Consider the following 16,147-nt stretch of genomic DNA (forward strand, 5'->3'; position numbering starts at 1 on the left):
CCCCGGGATCAGGGGGTGCCGGCCAGCTCCGCCCAGGCGGCGCGGGCCGCGCCGTCCCACCGCGCGTGCAGCGCGGCGAACAGCTCGGTGGCGCGGGTCCCGGCCCAGCGGTCGGGCAGCAGCTCGGCGGGCAGCTCCGGGTCGAGGAACGGGAAGCGACGCCAGGCGTGCACGAGCCGGACCTGGCGGGCCAGCACGTCGCCGGGATCGGTGCGGTCGAGCTCGGCCCCGAAGTCGTCGAGGAACTCCTGGTAGGCCGCCTCCACCCGGTCGAGGTCCCAGGCCTGGGCGACCACCTCGGCAGCGCTGCCGATGCCGCCGTAGCGCCCGACGAACGAGCTGCTCATCCCGGCCAGTCCCAGCTCGTCGAGCACGGCGGCGACCTGCTCCTCCTTGCCGGGGTCGGGGGAGAGCCACACCCCGGGGGCGGGGGAGCCGAGGCCCGCCCACGCGAGCCGGGTGCGGAGCCGGTGCCGCAGCCGCCTGCGGGACTCGGGGACCGAGGCCAGCAGGACGAGCCAGCGGCCGTCCCACTCGGTGCCGGTGGCGCCGAGCCCGTAGATGCGGGCTGCGCCGTCGGACAGCAGCCGCTCGCCGGACGGGGTGAGCGACCAGCGCACCCGCCTGCCGTCGCGGTCGGAGGTCAGCAGGCCCTCGGCGGCGGTCCTGGCGAGTGCCTGGCGCGCCGACTTCGCCTCGACGCCGAGCGTGCCGAGCACCTCGAGCAGCGCGCGGGTCCACACTGGCTCCCCGGCCGGGAGCACGAACTCGCCGAGCACGGTGAGCAGCAGCGACCGGGCGGAGGTCTGGCCCAGCTCGCGGCGCCGTAGCGCGGAACCGTCGGCGGCCTCGGCGGGCCCGGGGTCACGGAATGGGGTGGCCATGGTCGGACCAGGGTAGAACCCGGGACTACGGTGGACAGCCGTGACCGTCCCCGGACCCGCCCCCGAGCCGGGGGAGATACCTGCCCCGCACGGCACCGGGGGGCTGCTCGCCACCGACCGTGCCCACGTCTGGCACCCCTACTCGCCCATGCCCGCCACCGCGACCCCGCTGGTCGTGGAGTCGGCCGAGGGGGTGCGGCTACGGCTGCCGGACGGCCGCGAGCTCGTCGACGGCATGTCGTCGTGGTGGTCGGCGATCCACGGCTACCGGCACCCACGGCTGGACCGGGCGGTGCAGGACCAGCTCGGCCGGATGAGCCACGTGATGTTCGGCGGGATCACCCACGGCCCGGCCGTCGACCTGGCCCGGCTGCTGGTGGACGTCACCCCGGAGGGCCTGGAGCACGTCTTCCTCGCCGACTCCGGCTCGGTCTCGGTCGAGGTCGCGATCAAGATGTGCCTGCAGTACTGGCGCTCCCGCGGCCGGCCGGAGAAGCACCGGCTGATGACCTGGCGGCGCGGCTACCACGGTGACACGTTCGGCGCGATGAGCGTCTGCGACCCCGACGGCGGCATGCACTCGCTCTGGTCGGACGTGCTCCCGCAGCAGGTGTTCGCCGACGCACCGCCGGAGGACTTCTCGCACGACTACGTCGCGCACCTGGCCGAGCTGGTCGAGACGCACGCCGACGAGCTCGCCGCGGTGATCGTCGAGCTGGTCGTGCAGGGGGCGGGCGGCATGCGCTTCCACGATCCCCGCTACCTGCACGTGCTGCGGGAGCTGTGCCACGCGCACGACGTGCTGCTGGTCTTCGACGAGATCGCCACCGGCTTCGGCCGCACCGGTGAGCTGTTCGCCGCCGACCACGCGGGCGTCGCACCGGACGTCATGTGCCTGGGCAAGGCGCTGACCGGTGGGTACCTGACGATGGCCGCGACGCTGTGCAGCGGGCGCGTCGCCCACGGCATCACCGAGGGCGAGGCGGGCGTCCTCATGCACGGGCCCACCTTCATGGGCAACCCGCTGGCGGCCGCCGTCGCGCACGCGTCGGTCTCGCTGCTGCTGGAGCGCGACTGGCGACGCGAGGTGAAGGACGTCGCCGCCGCGCTCCGGGCCGGTCTCGCACCGGCCCGGTCCCTGCCCGGGGTGACGGAGGTCCGCATCCTCGGTGCGATCGGGGTGATCGAGCTCGACCACGAGATCGATCTCCCCGCGGCGACCGCCGCGGCGGTCCTCGCGGGAGTCTGGCTGCGGCCGTTCCGCTCGATGGTCTACGCGATGCCGCCGTTCGTCTGTACGCGTGAGGACATCGGGCTCATCACGGCCGGAATGCGGGCCGCGGCGCTGGCCGGATAGCACCGGCGCCGGTGACCGGGGCCACCTGCACGGGTGGATCTTCATGTGACACTGATCACGTTATACAGGGGTGAAGTGTCCTGACCGGGCGTTTCGTCGTGTCCCACCGATTCGATGAGAAGCACTCTCATCAAGATCCGTTTCCGTGACTCGACGAAACGTCCGGCTGGTGGCGTGCACGCACGCCCCGCCGGCCACGCGACCGCATCGCCGCGGTCCGCCTGCCCCCAACGGACCGACCCCGGAGGATCCGGTGCCCTCGCACAGTCACTCCAGTAACACCAGTCACACCAGCCCCGTCCGCACCACCCAGGACGAGCACTCCCCGGTCGAGTCCGGCCGGGGGGAGTGCTCGCCGCCCGGTGGTGGCGGCTGGTTCGGGCGGACCTTCCCGCACGCGCGGGCCGACTTCTCGGCCTCCATCGTCGTCTTCCTCGTCGCGGTGCCGCTCTCGCTCGGCATCGCCGTCGCCTCCGGCGCCCCGATCCTGGCCGGCCTCGTCGCCGCCGTGGTGGGTGCCGTCGTCGCCGGGCTGCTCGGCGGCTCGAAGCTGCAGGTCTCCGGGCCGGCCGCCGGTCTCACGGTGATCGTCGCCGAGCTCGTCAACACCTACGGCTGGCAGGTCACCACGCTGATCACCGCCGGCGCCGGTGTGCTCCAGATCGTCTTCGGTCTCACGAAGCTCTCGCGCTTCGCCCAGGCCATCCCGCCCGCCGTCGTGCACGGCATGCTCGCCGGCATCGGCGCGACGATCGCACTCGGCCAGCTGAACGTCGTCCTCGGCGGCGAGGCCCAGACCGGCGGTGTCGCGTCCATCACCGCGCTCCCGGGCGCGATCGCGAACCTGTCGCTCCCCGCGCTGCTGCTCGGCGGCCTCGTCATCGCGATCATGCTCGGCTGGAGCCGGCTGCCCTCGAAGGTCACCGTGGTGCCCGCGGCGCTGATCGCCATCGTCGCCGCGACCGTGGTGTCGCTGGGCTTCACCGACGTCGCCCGGGTCGAGCTGGGGGGCTCGCTCCTGGACGCGCTGTCGCTGCCGTCGCTGCCGGAGTCGAACTGGGGCGGCGTCCTGTTCGGCATGCTCACCGTGGCGCTGATCGCCAGCGTCGAGTCGCTGCTCTCGGCCGTCGCCATCGAGCGGATGAAGCCGGGCACCCGCACCGACACCGACCGCGAGCTGCTCGGCCAGGGTGCCGCCAACACCGTCTCCGGCATGATCGGCGGCCTGCCGATCACCGGTGTCATCGTGCGGTCCGCCGCGAACGTCAAGGCCGGTGCGGAGACCCGCGCCTCCACGGTGCTGCACGGTGTGTGGATCGCGCTGTTCGCGATCGTCCTGATCGGCGTCATCGAGCTCATCCCGATGGCCGCCCTGGCCGGTCTGCTGGTCATGATGGGTATCGGCCTGATCAAGCCGGTCGACATCCGCACCGCCCGCGCCCACGGCGAGCTCGCGATCTACGCCGTCACGCTCGCCGGCGTCGTGTTCCTGAACCTGCTCGAGGGCGTCGTGGCCGGGCTGGTGCTGGCCGGCCTGATGCTCCTGTGGCGTGCGGTGCGCTCGCGCCCGCACCTGGAGCAGGCCGCCGACGGCAGCTGCGAGCTCGTCATCGAGGGCTCGCTGAGCTTCCTCGCCGTGCCGCGGCTGTCCCGTGAGCTGAACGCCGTGCCGCGCGGCACCGACGTCACCGTCCGTCTGGTCACCGACTATCTCGACCACGCCGCCTACGACCACCTGCTGGCCTGGAAGGCGCGGCACGAGGGCACCGGCGGGACCGTCGTCGTCATCGAGCCGGACGAGGCACGCCGCAGCGCCGCCACCGCACCCGGCGCCCGGTTCCTGACCTGGGGCGAGTGGCAGTCCCGCAACGCCGAGCAGACGGCGTCCGAGCCGCTGATGGCGGGCGTCGCGGCGTACCACGAGAACACCTGCGACGCGATCCGCCCGACGATGTCGGAGCTGGCCAACGGCCAGGCCCCGTCCGCGATGATGATCTCCTGCGCGGACTCCCGGGTGCTGCCGCACGTGATCACCCACAGCGGTCCCGGTGACGTGTTCACCGTGCAGAACGTCGGCAACCTGGCCTGCGGGCCGGGCACCGCCGCCGCGGTCGAGTTCGCGACCTCGGCGCTGAACGTCCCCCTGGTCGCCGTCTGCGGGCACTCCGGCTGCGGCGCGATGAAGGGCCTGCGGTCCGGCGCGGCCGGCACCGAGGGCGCCCTCGGGACCTGGCTGCTGGAGGCCCGTCCGGTGCTGCGCGCCTTCGAGACCGGTCACCCGGTCGCCGAGGCCGCCGCGCAGGACGGCTTCGAGGAGACCGACCAGCTCGCGATGGTGAACGTCGCGCTGCAGATGGAGATGCTGCGGGCCCAGGACTCCGGCGCCGAGGTGATGGGCATGTTCTACGACATCCGCACCGCCCGCGTGCTGGTGCTCGACGAGGAGGCCCAGCGCTTCGTCGACGTCCGTCCGGACGACGAGGCCGTCGGCTCCGGCCTGGACAAGATCGCGGCCGGGCACGGTCACGGCATCACCGCGGCCGCGCGCCGCATCCTGAAGGTCCGATCCACCCGGATCGGGAACAACCCCGCCCCCCCGACGTCGTTGGAGCGACAATGGCCACCGTGGAACTGACCACCGACAACTTCAACGACGTCGTGGGCGCGCCCGGGGCGACCGTCCTGATCGACTTCTGGGCGTCCTGGTGCGGACCGTGCAAGCAGTTCGCCCCCGTCTACGACGAGGCGTCCGAGAAGCACGAGGACGTGACCTTCGGGAAGGTCGACACCGAGGCGCAGCAGGAGCTGGCCGGCGCGTTCGGGATCTCCTCGATCCCGACGGTGATGGCCGTGCGCGACGGCGTCGTCCTGTACTCGGAGCCGGGCGCACTGCCCGCCGAGGCGCTCGAGGACCTCATCGGACAGGTCAAGGGCGTCGACATGGACGAGGTCAAGGCCGCCGTCGCCGAGCAGGAGAAGCAGGAGGGCGACGGCAGCGCCTGAGGCGTCACCGACCACGAGAGGCCCCGCACACCCACGGTGTGCGGGGCCTCTCGTCCGTCCGGCCCGGGGTCAGGGCGCGATCAGCACCTTCAGCGCCTCGCGCTCGTTCATCGCGCGGTAGCCGTCCGGGACGTCGTCGAGGCCGATCGTCCGGTCGAACACCCGGCCCGGCTCGACGGTGCCGTCGAGCACGTCGGGGAGCAGCTCCTCGATGTAGGCGCGGGCCGGGGCCACCCCGCCGACGATGCCGACGTTGCGCATGAACGGGCCCACCCCGAGCGGCACGTCGGTGTACTGCGAGACGCCGACGCGGCCGACGAGACCGCCGTCGCGGGTGATGCCGACGGCGGTGCGGACCGCCTCGGCGAACCCGACGCACTCCAGTGCCACGTGCACGCCGTCGCCGCCGGTGAGCTCGCGGACCCGCTCGATCCCCTCGTCGCCGCGCTCCGCGACGACGTCGGCGGCGCCGAACTCCCGGCCGAGGTCGGTGCGGTCGGTGTGCCTGCCGAGCAGGATGATCCGCTCCGCGCCGAGCCGGTTCGCGGCGAGCACCGCGGACAGCCCGACCGCGCCGTCCCCGACGACCGCGACCGTGTCGCCCCGCCTCACCCGCGCGGAGACGGCCGCATGGTGGCCGGTGGAGAACACGTCGGACAGCGTGAGCATCGAGGCGAGCAGCGCGTCGTCGGGCTCACCGGGCATCGGGACCAGGGTGCCGTCGGCGAACGGGACGCGGACCGCCTCGCCCTGGCCGCCGTCGGTGCCGTCGGCACCCCAGCCGCCGCCGTGCCGGCAGGAGGTCTGGAGGCCCTGCGCGCAGAAGTCGCAGGTGTTGTCGGCCCACACGAACGGTGCGACGACGAGCTGCCCCTTGCGTGTGGTCCGGACGCCCGCGCCGACCTCCTCCACGACGCCGAGGAACTCGTGCCCGATCCGCTTCCCCTCGGGGGAGTCCTCGGCCGCGTTGTACGGCCACAGGTCGCTGCCGCAGATGCAGGACCGGACGACCCGCACGATCGCGTCGGTGTCGTCGCGCAGCCGTGGGTCCGGCACGTCGGCCGAGACCCGGATGTCGTGCGTGCCGTGGATGAGCGTCGCCTTCATGCCGGGCGGATTCCCGCATGCTCCGCCGTTCATGCGTGCCCCGGCGCCGGTGATCACCCGCACGTGCGGCAGGCTGACCGGCATGGCGATCAACTGGGGCTCGGTCCTGCGCAAGGCCGCCGACGTGGCGATGCAGCTGCTGAAGGACTCGCAGAAGCAGAAGGACCGCGGCGGCCGGCCGGCCCCGGCGCGGGGCGGAGGTGCCCCCGCCACGGCGCCGGTGCGCACCGCCCCCACCGGCGACCGGGCCCGCAAGGTCGCCTACGCGCCCGAGCCGGACGGTGCCGCCGACCCGGGTGAGATCGTCTGGACCTGGGTGCCCTACGAGGAGGACCCGAGCCAGGGCAAGGACCGGCCGCTGCTGGTCGTCGGGCGCTCAGGTGCGGAGCTTCTCGGGCTCATGCTGTCCAGCCAGGACCGGCGCGCCGACGACCCGGACTGGGTCGGCATCGGCTCCGGCGCCTGGGACCGGGAGGGCCGCGACTCCTACATCCGGCTCGACCGGGTGCTGGAGATCGACGAGCACGGGATCCGGCGCGAGGGCGCGGTGCTCGACCGGAGCCGGTTCGACCGGGTCGCCGACCAGCTCCGGTCGCGCTACGGCTGGAGCTGAGACACTCGGTCCGTGACCGCTGCCCGCGACGGCTCCCCGCCCCGGCCGCAGATCGGGCTGCTGCTCGCCGCGGTGTTCCTGGTCTTCCTGGGCCAGATGACGCTCAACCCCGTCATCGCCCCGCTGTCCCGCGAGGTCGGCCTGGCCGAGTGGCAGGTCGGTGTCACGATCAGCACGGCAGCCCTGATGGTCGTGCTCACCAGCCAGTCCTGGGGCCGCCGCTCGCAGTCCTGGGGCCGCAAGCCGGTGCTCGTGGGTGCGCTGGCACTGGCCACCACGTCGATGGCGCTGTTCGCGCTGGTCGCCTGGTCGGGGACGACCGGTGCGGTGACCGGGACGGGACTGTTCGTGCTGTTCGTGCTGCTGCGTGGCCTGGGGTTCGGCACCGCGATCGCCGCCGTGCCGCCGACCGCGCAGGCCTACGTCGCCGACGTCACCGCCGACGAGCGGGCCCGGGTGAAGGGCATGGCCGGTATCGGCGCGGTGCAGGGTGTCGCGATGGTGGGGGGGCTCGGTCGTCGGGGGCGTGCTGTCGGTGTTCGGTGTGCTCACCCCGCTCATCGCGGTCCCGGTGCTGCTGGGTGCCGGGCTCGTCCTGGTCGCGACCCGGCTGCGGCGCGAACCGCGCGCCGAGCTGGTCGAGGAACCGGCCCGGGTGCGGCCGACCGATCCGCGGGTCTGGCCGTTCCTGCTGGCCGGGTTCGGCATGTTCACCGCGCTCGGCTTCATCCAGGTGATCACCGGGTTCCTCGTGCAGGACCGCCTGGGGCTCTCCGCGGAGGCCACCGGGCTGGTGACCGGCGGGACGCTGCTCGCCGCCGGGCTCGGCATGGTGCTCGCCCAGGCGGTGATCGTGCCGCGCAGCGGCTGGACCGCGCCGACCCTGCTGCGGGTCGGGGGATCGGTGGCCCTCGCCGGGTTCGTCCTGCTGGTGCCGGACGCCGGCGCGGCGGCGATCGTCGTCGCGATCCTGCTCGTCGGGCTGGGGCTCGGCACCGCGATGCCGGGCTACACCGCCGGCCCGACCCTGCTCGTCGAGCGGGCGGAGCAGGGCGGGCTGGCCGGCCTGACCACCGCCACCTCCGGCCTGACCTTCGTGATCGCCCCCACCGCCGGGACCGCGCTGTACGGGATCTGGCCGCAGCTGCCGGTGCTGGTGGGCGCGGGCGTCATGGCCGCGGTGACCGCCTTCGTGCTGTTGCACCCGCGGTTCCGGCGGGTCCCCGCGGTGCCGGCCGCCGACGTCGCGAACGAGCACGGCTGACGCCCGTCGATACGGGTGGCGGCACGGGCGGCCGCCGGGATAGGCTCCCGATCATCATGAGGCTCTGACGACACCACCGACCGCGGACGCGGCACCTGCCCCTGCGGTCTCCCTCCGGTTCCTCGGAGTCGTCGTCGTGCCGTCCCTCACCGATACCCAGGCCCTCACCGCGCGCGGTGTGGTCCGTTCCTTCGCCGCCCGCACCGGGCGCCCGCCGGTCCTCGACGGGATCGACCTCACCGCCGGTCCGGGGACCCGGGTCGGGCTGATCGGCGAGAACGGCGCCGGGAAGTCCACGCTGCTGCGGCTGCTGGCCGGCGTCGACGTCGCCGACGCCGGGACCGTGTCGGCCCCGGCCGACCTGGTGTACCTGCCGCAGGAGCCCGAGCTGTCCGCCGAGGGCACCGTCGGCGACCTGCTCGACGGCGCGCTGCGCCCGCTGCACGACGCCGTCGCCGAGCTGGAGCGGCTGGCCGCCGGGATGGCGGACGGGGCCGACGTCGGTGGGAGCTACGACCGGGTGCTCGCCTGGGCCGTCGCGCACGACGCCTGGGACGCCGACCGCCGCGCCGAGGTCACGGCCGGGACCCTCGGTGTCGCCGAGCTCGACCGGGACCGGCCGGTCGCCACGCTGTCCGGCGGACAGCGGACCCGGCTCGCGATGGCCGCCGCCCTGGTGCGCCGCCCGGCGGCGCTGCTGCTCGACGAACCCACCAACCACCTCGACGCCGCCGCCCTCGACCTGCTGGAACGCTCGCTGGTCGGGCTGCCCGGCGTCGTCGTCGCGGCCAGTCACGACCGCGCCTTCCTGGACCGGGTCTGCACCGAGCTGCTCGACCTCGACGCCGGCGCACTCGGCACCGACGGGCACGGCGGGCGCCGCTTCGGCGGCTCCTTCACCGAGTACCTCGACGCGCAGGCCGCGAGCCGCCGGCGCTGGGAGGAGCGGTTCGCCGCCCAGCAGGAGGAGATCGCGGCGCTGCGGGACCGGACGCGCACGGGTACCTCGGCGATCGCGCCGGGCCGCGGCCCGCGCGACAACGACAAGTTCATCGACAAGTTCAAGGGCGCCAACGTCGAGCGCACCCGGGCGCGGCGCGTCAACGACGCCCAGCGCCGGCTCGAGGTCGCCGAGCGCGAGGCGCTGCCGAAGCCACCGCGGCCGCTGCGGTTCTCCGGCCGGCTCACCGGTACCGACGCCGGTGACGGGCTCGCCGTGCAGGTCCGCGGTCTGCGGGTCGACGGTCGTCTGCGACTCGACCTGCTGGATCTGCCGGTGGGGGAGACGCTGCTGGTCACGGGGCCGAACGGGTCGGGGAAGTCGACGCTGCTCGCCGTGCTGCACGGCGATCTCGCGCCGACCGCGGGCACCGCGGACGTCCGCGCGCGGCGGGTCGGCCTGCTCGCCCAGGACCCCGACGTCGGACCGCCCGACCGCACCGCCCGCGACGCCTGGGCCGCGCTGCTCGGCCCGGACCTCGCCGAGCGGGTCCCGCTGAACGAGCTCGGTCTGCTGCACCCGCGTGAGCACGGCACGGCGGTGGGTGCCCTGTCCCTCGGGCAGCGACGGCGGCTGGCGCTCGCCCTCGCCGTCGCCGACGCGCCGGACCTGCTGCTGCTCGACGAGCCGACCAACCACGTGTCGCTGCGGCTGGCGGGCGAGCTGGAGGAGGCGCTCGGGACGGCGCCCGGCACCGTCGTCGTCACCTCGCACGACCGGTGGCTGCGCCGCCGCTGGTCCGGGGCGGCGCTCGCCCTCGGCTAGTTGACGCTGTGGTCGTCGGCGAAGGTGCCCTGCGGGGCCGGCACCGCGTGCAGCCGGCCGAGCAGGCCGGTCTCCCGGGCCAGCAGCCGCCGGACCTCCCGCAGCCGCTGCACCGGGGAGGTCTGCTCGAGCAGGTCCTGCCGGTCGGTCAGGGGCAGCAGGCAGTCGTCGGCGAGCAGGTGCGCGAGCTCGGCGGTGGGGGTGTCGTCGCCGGGCTCGGACCAGTCGCCGGCCCGCCACGCGGTGTCGCAGTAGCCGCGGTGCGCCGCGCGGGCGGCGTTCTCGAGCATCCGCACCAGCCGCGGGTCGTCGCCGGGCTCGTCGTCGGGCAGGAACTCGACCTCGCCGCACAGGTACTGACGGGACCCCTCGTCGACGTCGAGCAGCCGGAAGCGGCGCGCCCCCCGGGTGACGACGTCGTAGCGGCCGTCCGGCAGCCGCCGGGCGTCGAGCACGACGGCGGTGCAGCCGACCGCGTGCATCCCGGCCATCCCGGAGCGGTCCGCGGAGTGCCCCTCGCGCACGGCGACGACACCGAACTCCTTGTCGGGGACGGTCCCGGTGATCAGGTCGACGGTGAGCTGCCGGTAGCGCGGCTCGAAGATGTGCAGCGGTAGCGCCGCGCCCGGCATCAGCACCGTTCCCAGCGGGAACAGCGGGATCGTCGCGGACACCGGCTCACGGTAGTACGGCGCCGGGCACGCTGCCCGGCCGCGCGTGGGCCGGCGGGCGGAGCACGGCGAAGGCGTCGGTCACCCGCAGCGTCCGGTCGGTGAACCGGAACACCGCTGCCGGACGGCCACCGGCCCGCCCGGGCGCGGCCGTCTCACCGGTCGGGGTGAGCAGGGCCCGCCGGGTCAGGACGCGCTGGAGGTTGGTCGCCGACACCCCGTGGCCGAGCGCGGCGACGTAGTGCTCGCGCAGCGCCGAGATCGTGAACTCCGCCGGGGCGAGGGCGAAGCCCAGGTTCGTGTAGGAGAGCTTGGCCTGCAGCCGGTCCCGCGCCGAGTCGACGATCGCGGCGTGGTCGAACGCGGTCGGGGGGAGCGCGTCGACCGGGTGCCAGGCCGTGTCGGCGGGCAGCTCCGGGTCGGCGTCGGAGGGGACCAGGCCGAGGAACGCGGTCGCGATCGTCCGCGGGGCCGGGGTACGGCCCGGGTCGGAGAACACCGAGAGCTGCTCGACGTGCGCGATCTCGCGGACGTCGACCTTCTCGGCGAGCTGGCGGCGCACCGAGGTCTCGACGTCCTCGTCGGCGGCCAGCCGCCCGCCGGGCAGTGCCCAGCGCCCGGCGTCGGGCGCGAGCGCCCGCTCCCACAGCAGCACCCGCAACCGCCCCTCCCGGATCCCGAGCACGGCGGCGAGCACCTCGTGCAGGACCGGCGGTGACGTCACGACGGCCAGCCTAGGGGGACTGCCGGGCCGCACCGGCGGATGACGCCGGGGTGTCCTTCAGGTGAGGTCCCGGTCACCACGGAGGTGTCGGCGGCCTGCTGCCGGTGCTACGATCCGCCTAGTTTCCGCTCACTAGGCGAAAACCTGACACGGCCCGGGAGGGCGAAGATGGTTCCGACGCTCACGGCGCCCGGGTCGACCGCGGTCGACCCCGGCTGGGCGGACGAGGTCCGCGCGCTGGCCCGCCGGCGGGACGCTGTCCTGCTGGCGCACAACTACCAGCTGCCCGAGATCCAGGACGTCGCCGACCACGTGGGGGACTCGCTCGCGCTGTCCCGCATCGCGGCCGGGGCGGACGCCTCGACGATCGTCTTCTGCGGCGTCCACTTCATGGCCGAGACCGCGAAGATCCTCGCCCCGGAGAAGACGGTCCTGATCCCGGACGCGCGGGCCGGCTGCTCGCTCGCCGACTCCATCACCGCCGAGCAGCTCCGGGAGTGGAAGGCCGAGCACCCCGTCGCCGTCGTCGTGTCCTACGTCAACACGACCGCCGCGGTGAAGGCCGAGACCGACATCTGCTGCACCTCGTCGAACGCGGTCGAGGTCGTCGCGTCGATCCCGCGCGAGCGCGAGGTGCTGTTCCTGCCCGACCAGTTCCTCGGCGCGCACGTCCGCCGGGTGCTCGACCGGGCGGACATGCACGTCTGGGCGGGGGAGTGCCACGTGCACGCCGGCATCAACGGCAAGCAGCTCTCCGACCAGGCACAGGCCCACCCGGAGGCGGACCTGTTCGTGCACCCCGAGTGCGGGTGCGCGACGTCGGCGCTCTACCTCGCCGGCACCGGAGCGGTCCCCGAGGACCAGGTCAAGATCCTCTCGACCGGCGGGATGATCGAGGCGGCGCGCTCCACCGGTGCGAAGGAGGTGCTCGTCGCGACCGAGGTCGGGATGCTGCACCAGCTCCGCCGGGCCGCCCCGGAGATCGACTTCCGGGCGGTCAACGATCGCGCGTCCTGCACCTACATGAAGATGATCACCCCCGAGGCGCTGCTCCGGTCGGTCCGGGAGGGCACCGACGAGGTGCACGTCGACCCCGATCTGGCCGCGCGCGGCCGCGCCGCGGTCCGGCGCATGATCGAGATCGGGAACCCGGGGGGCGGGGAGTGACCTGGGAGGCGGGGGCCGACCTCCTCGTCGTCGGCTCCGGCGTGGCGGGCCTGACCGCCGCGCTCGACGCGGCCGCGGCCGGGCTGCGCACCGTCGTCGTCACCAAGGACGACGTCGCCGAGGGCTCCACCCGGTTCGCGCAGGGCGGGGTCGCGGTCGTGCTCGGCGACATCGCGGGCGACACGCTCGACGCGCACGTCGCCGACACCCTCGACGCCGGTGGTGGGCTCAACGACCTCGCCGCGGTCGACGCCGTCGTCCGCGGCGGCCCCGGCGCGGTGCGACGGCTGCGCGAGCGGGGCGCCCTGTTCGACGCGCACACCTCGCCCGGCCGCCTGGACCGGACCCGGGAGGGCGGCCACTCGGCGTTCCGGGTGGTGCACGCCGGCGGCGACGCCACCGGCGCGGAGATCGAGCGCGCGCTGGTCGCCGCGGCCCGGTCGGCGCAGATCACCGTGCTGGACGGGCACGTCGCGGTCGACGCGGTCCGCGACCCGGACGGGCGGGTGGCCGGGCTCGCACTGCTCGACGACCGCGGCCGGGCCGGGCGGATCGCCGCCGGGGCGGTGCTGCTCGCCACCGGCGGATACGGCGGGCTGTACGCCTCCACCACGAACCCGTCGACGGCCACCGGCGACGGTGTCGCGCTCGCCCTGCGGGCCGGGGCCACGGCGTCGGACCTGGAGTTCGTGCAGTTCCACCCGACGGTGCTCTGGGCGGGCCCGGACAGCGACTCCGCCGGACGACGACCGCTCGTCACCGAGGCCGTCCGCGGCGAGGGGGCGGTCCTGCGGGACCGCGCCGGGATCGCGTTCATGGCCGGGGTGCACCCGCGCGCCGACCTCGCCCCGCGCGACGTGGTGTCCGCGGCGATCACCCGGCGGATGGCCGAGACGGGCACCGACCGCGTGCACCTCGACGCCACCGGGGTCGACGGGTTTGCCCGCCGGTTCCCGACGGTGCACGCCTCCTGCCGCGCCGTGGGCATCGACCCGCGCACCGACCCGATCCCGGTGACCCCGGCCGCGCACTACGCCTGCGGCGGGATCGTCACCGACGTCGACGGCCGGACCGGCGTGCCCGGCCTGTACGCGGCCGGCGAGGTCGCCCGCACCGGGCTGCACGGGGCGAACCGCCTGGCGTCGAACTCCCTGCTGGAGGGCCTGGTCGTGGGGGAGCGCGCGGTCCGCGCGGTGCTCGCCGACCGGCGGTCGGGCGGGGCGCGGCCGGGCGGGCGCACCGTCGAGCCGGCCCCGGCGGTGCCCGTCGCCGACCGGGAGACCGTGCAGCGCGCGATGACCCGCCACGCCGGGATCGGCCGCGACGCGACCGGTCTCGCGGCCGCGTCCGACGTGGTCGAGGCCGGCACCGTGACGGCCGTGCCGGTGGACCGGGCCGGTGCCGAGGACGCGGCGCTGACACTGCTCGCGCAGGCGGTGCTCGCCGCCGCCGGGACCCGGCGCGAGAGCCGGGGCTGCCACGTCCGCACCGACTTCCCGGACCGCGACGACACCCACCAGCGGGCGTCGCTGCCGGTGCGGCTGGACGCGACGGGCCGGCCCGTCGTCGTCGCGGACGCCCTGGCCGGTGCGGCGTGAGCGCCGGGATCGCCGCCGGGGTCGGTGGGGTCTCCACGATCGGGGTCCCGGACCGGGACGACCTGCTCCGCGTCGTGCGGACGGCCCTGGAGGAGGACCTGCGGTACGGCCCGGACGCCACGACCGCGGCCACCGTGCCCGCCGGTGCCGTGGCGCTCGCGTCCTTCACCCCGCGGGCCGGCGGGGTGCTCGCCGGGCTCCCGGCGGCGCTCGCCGTGCTCGACGAGGTGCTGGGCGGGGCCCCCGGCCCCGGGTACGAGGTCCTCGACGCCGCCGCCGACGGGGACCGGCTCACCGCGGGCACGCCCGCGCTGGTGGTGCGCGCCCCGGTACGTGGCCTGCTGACGGCCGAGCGCGCCGCCCTCAACCTGCTCTGCCACCTGTCCGGGGTCGCGACCGCGACCCGGGCCTGGGCGGACGCCGTCGACGGCACCGGCGCCGCGGTCCGGGACACCCGCAAGACCCTGCCCGGCCTGCGGCTGCTGGAGAAGTACGCGGTGCGCTGCGGCGGCGGGGTGAACCACCGGCTCGGGCTCGGCGACGCGATCCTGATCAAGGACAACCACGTCGCGGCGGCCGGGTCGGTCCCGGCCGCGCTGGCCGCGGCCCGTACCGCCGCCCCGGACCTGCCCTGCGAGGTCGAGGTCGACTCCCTCGACCAGCTCGACGAGGTGCTCGGGTTGTCGGCGGAGCTCGTCCTGCTCGACAACTTCACCGTGGCGCAGACCGCCGAGGCCGTCGCCCGGCGCGACGCGGTGGCCTCGGCGACCGGGCACCGGGCGCTGCTGGAGTCGTCCGGGGGCCTCGCCCTCGCGGTGGCCCGGGACTACGCGGTGACCGGGGTCGACTTCCTCGCCGTCGGGGGTCTGACGCACTCGGTCACCGCCCTCGATCTCGGTCTCGACCTGGGCTGATCCGCACCGCTCACGCCCCGGCCAGCAGCTCCGGCTGGACCGGGGCGGGGTAGCGGACCGAGAACCGGACGTCGCCGAGCACCGCCCGGTGGCGCTCCGCCGCGGCGGCGACGTCGTCCTCGACACCGGGCCGGTCGTGCGCGCCGGGGAACAGCCTCGTCGCGATCGTGCCGTCCCGGCGCTGCACCCAGGTCCCGGCGATCCGGCCGTCCACCCAGATTGCGGGCCCGCCGTTGCCGTTGCAGTCGAACAGCAGCGCCGCGTCGTCCTCGGACAGGTAGTGGCCGCGGGCCTTCCAACCCATCGTCGTCGGGTCGAGGCCGGGGAGCAGTGCCACCGACGGGCCGGGGTCGCCGACCGGCCCGAGGTCGTCGGGCAGCAGGTAGCCGGTGGCCCCGCCGTCGAGACCGACCTCGACGGCACCGGTGTCGGCGAGCGCGGCCCTCGTGGTCGCGACCGTCCAGCCGGCCCACCACCTCAGGTCGTCCCGGGTCACCGGGCTGAACGCGCGCAGGTAGGCCCGGGCGAGGCCCGCTGCGGCGGCCCGGGCGCCCCCGGAACCGTCGTCGCCGTCGGGTACGGGGGCGGGCCCGATCCCGCCCGGGACCCAGCTCCCCGCCGTCGCCCACCGGTACTGGCCGTTGATCCAGGTGCCGGTCGGGCGGGCCCGCAGCACCCGGCCCTCGAACCCGAGCACCAGCAGCACCCGGCTGTGCGCGGGGTGGCTCCCACCCTGGACCGGGAGCTGCTGCGCGGCCAGGTCGGGCAGCGCGGCACCGGACCTCGCGGGCGGTCGTCGGCCCCCGCTCCGCCAGCACCGCCAGGACCCGGGCGGCGGCGTCGGCGTACCAGGCGGCGGGATCGGCGACCCCCGCCGCGCCGACCTGGCCCATGAGGTTCCGGTACTGCACCGCGGCGACCCCGGACGTGGCGCCGTGGTGGGCCAGCGCGGCGTGCTCGTGGCCGAACACCCACAGCGTGCGGCGCATCGCGTGGTGGCGGAGCAGGACACGGTCGTCGTACAGCGCGGCGTCGACCGGGGCCAGCGACGGCGTCACCATCCGCGCCGCGGCCGACAGG

14 protein-coding genes are annotated in these 16,147 nt (G+C 75.2%); 9 read left to right on the forward strand and 5 right to left on the reverse strand.

Annotated elements, in window-relative coordinates; translation table 11 throughout:
- Positions 1 to 8: 8 nt before the first annotated feature.
- Positions 9 to 884 (reverse strand): PaaX family transcriptional regulator C-terminal domain-containing protein, encoded by an 876-nt coding sequence (locus Ae150APs1_RS27210; RefSeq protein WP_010227657.1) that lies wholly within the window; start codon positions 882 to 884, stop codon positions 9 to 11.
- Between the two features lie 76 nt (positions 885 to 960).
- Here Ae150APs1_RS27210 and Ae150APs1_RS27215 point away from each other — a divergent pair, with 76 nt between their 5' ends.
- From Ae150APs1_RS27215 to trxA, 3 genes are all read left to right on the forward strand, one after another.
- Positions 961 to 2,241 carry an adenosylmethionine--8-amino-7-oxononanoate transaminase gene (locus Ae150APs1_RS27215; RefSeq protein ID WP_170918203.1) on the forward strand — a complete coding sequence of 427 codons (1,281 nt, stop codon included), beginning with the start codon at positions 961 to 963 and terminating at the stop codon, positions 2,239 to 2,241.
- Positions 2,242 to 2,494: 253 nt separating this feature from the next.
- Positions 2,495 to 4,876: a bifunctional SulP family inorganic anion transporter/carbonic anhydrase gene (locus Ae150APs1_RS27220; protein ID WP_249266496.1), complete on the forward strand. Its 2,382-nt coding sequence runs from the start codon at positions 2,495 to 2,497 to the stop codon at positions 4,874 to 4,876.
- Positions 4,858 to 5,244: a thioredoxin gene (trxA, locus tag Ae150APs1_RS27225; protein ID WP_010227663.1), complete on the forward strand. Its 387-nt coding sequence runs from the start codon at positions 4,858 to 4,860 to the stop codon at positions 5,242 to 5,244. The genes Ae150APs1_RS27220 and trxA overlap by 19 nt, the downstream gene beginning before the upstream one ends.
- Positions 5,245 to 5,313: 69 nt before the next feature.
- On the opposite strand, the gene Ae150APs1_RS27230 is transcribed toward trxA, so the two are convergent.
- Complete coding sequence (locus tag Ae150APs1_RS27230) at positions 5,314 to 6,351, reverse strand: zinc-dependent alcohol dehydrogenase family protein (protein ID WP_075302675.1); 1,038 nt, start codon at positions 6,349 to 6,351, stop codon at positions 5,314 to 5,316.
- A gap of 31 nt (positions 6,352 to 6,382) precedes the next feature.
- Between Ae150APs1_RS27230 and Ae150APs1_RS27235 the strand changes: the two genes are divergently transcribed.
- The 3 genes from Ae150APs1_RS27235 (at position 6,383) to Ae150APs1_RS27245 (ending at position 9,993) form a co-directional block, all read left to right on the forward strand.
- Complete coding sequence (locus Ae150APs1_RS27235; RefSeq protein ID WP_202796346.1) at positions 6,383 to 6,964, forward strand: type II toxin-antitoxin system PemK/MazF family toxin; 582 nt, start codon at positions 6,383 to 6,385, stop codon at positions 6,962 to 6,964.
- A 490-nt stretch (positions 6,965 to 7,454) separates the two neighbouring features.
- The gene (locus tag Ae150APs1_RS27240; RefSeq protein WP_217695618.1) at positions 7,455 to 8,228 is read left to right on the forward strand and encodes an MFS transporter; all 774 of its coding nucleotides are present in this window, start codon (positions 7,455 to 7,457) and stop codon (positions 8,226 to 8,228) included.
- A gap of 136 nt (positions 8,229 to 8,364) precedes the next feature.
- Positions 8,365 to 9,993 carry an ABC-F family ATP-binding cassette domain-containing protein gene (locus Ae150APs1_RS27245; protein WP_083680527.1) on the forward strand — a complete coding sequence of 543 codons (1,629 nt, stop codon included), beginning with the start codon at positions 8,365 to 8,367 and terminating at the stop codon, positions 9,991 to 9,993.
- Here the strand turns inward: Ae150APs1_RS27245 and Ae150APs1_RS27250 are convergent.
- A complete protein-coding gene (locus Ae150APs1_RS27250; protein WP_010227672.1) occupies positions 9,990 to 10,667 on the reverse strand; it encodes an LON peptidase substrate-binding domain-containing protein in 678 nt (225 codons plus the stop codon). The genes Ae150APs1_RS27245 and Ae150APs1_RS27250 overlap by 4 nt on opposite strands.
- 4 nt (positions 10,668 to 10,671) lie before the next feature.
- Positions 10,672 to 11,397: an NUDIX domain-containing protein gene (locus Ae150APs1_RS27255; protein WP_139317220.1), complete on the reverse strand. Its 726-nt coding sequence runs from the start codon at positions 11,395 to 11,397 to the stop codon at positions 10,672 to 10,674.
- Between the two features lie 159 nt (positions 11,398 to 11,556).
- Between Ae150APs1_RS27255 and nadA the strand changes: the two genes are divergently transcribed.
- Genes nadA through nadC form a run of 3 tightly spaced genes read left to right on the forward strand, consistent with a single transcriptional unit; the run spans position 11,557 to position 15,067 of the window.
- Positions 11,557 to 12,555, forward strand: a complete 999-nt coding sequence (nadA, locus tag Ae150APs1_RS27260; RefSeq protein WP_075301152.1) for a quinolinate synthase NadA — start codon at positions 11,557 to 11,559, stop codon at positions 12,553 to 12,555.
- On the forward strand, positions 12,552 to 14,153 hold the full coding sequence (locus Ae150APs1_RS27265) for an L-aspartate oxidase (protein WP_075301154.1): 1,602 nt from the start codon (positions 12,552 to 12,554) through the stop codon (positions 14,151 to 14,153). Before nadA ends, Ae150APs1_RS27265 begins: the two co-directional genes overlap by 4 nt.
- Positions 14,150 to 15,067: a carboxylating nicotinate-nucleotide diphosphorylase gene (gene nadC / locus Ae150APs1_RS27270; RefSeq protein WP_083680526.1), complete on the forward strand. Its 918-nt coding sequence runs from the start codon at positions 14,150 to 14,152 to the stop codon at positions 15,065 to 15,067. The genes Ae150APs1_RS27265 and nadC overlap by 4 nt, the downstream gene beginning before the upstream one ends.
- Positions 15,068 to 15,077: 10 nt before the next feature.
- On the opposite strand, the gene Ae150APs1_RS27275 is transcribed toward nadC, so the two are convergent.
- Positions 15,078 to 16,079: a crosslink repair DNA glycosylase YcaQ family protein gene (locus Ae150APs1_RS27275; protein ID WP_083680525.1), complete on the reverse strand. Its 1,002-nt coding sequence runs from the start codon at positions 16,077 to 16,079 to the stop codon at positions 15,078 to 15,080.
- Positions 16,080 to 16,147: the final 68 nt, after the last annotated feature.

The sequence above is a fragment of the Pseudonocardia sp. Ae150A_Ps1 genome (assembly GCF_001932315.1).
Lineage (GTDB): Bacteria > Actinomycetota > Actinomycetes > Mycobacteriales > Pseudonocardiaceae > Pseudonocardia.

Excerpts from the sequence above, each read along its gene's own strand:
- nadA (WP_075301152.1), top strand. The coding sequence starts at position 11,557 with ATGGTTCCGACGCTCACGGCGCCCGGGTCGACCGCGGTCGACCCCGGC.
- Ae150APs1_RS27235 (WP_202796346.1), top strand. The coding sequence starts at position 6,383 with ATGCGTGCCCCGGCGCCGGTGATCACCCGCACGTGCGGCAGGCTGACC.
- Ae150APs1_RS27210 (WP_010227657.1), bottom strand. The coding sequence starts at position 884 with ATGGCCACCCCATTCCGTGACCCCGGGCCCGCCGAGGCCGCCGACGGT.
- trxA (WP_010227663.1), top strand. The coding sequence starts at position 4,858 with ATGGCCACCGTGGAACTGACCACCGACAACTTCAACGACGTCGTGGGC.
- Ae150APs1_RS27230 (WP_075302675.1), bottom strand. The coding sequence starts at position 6,351 with ATGAAGGCGACGCTCATCCACGGCACGCACGACATCCGGGTCTCGGCC.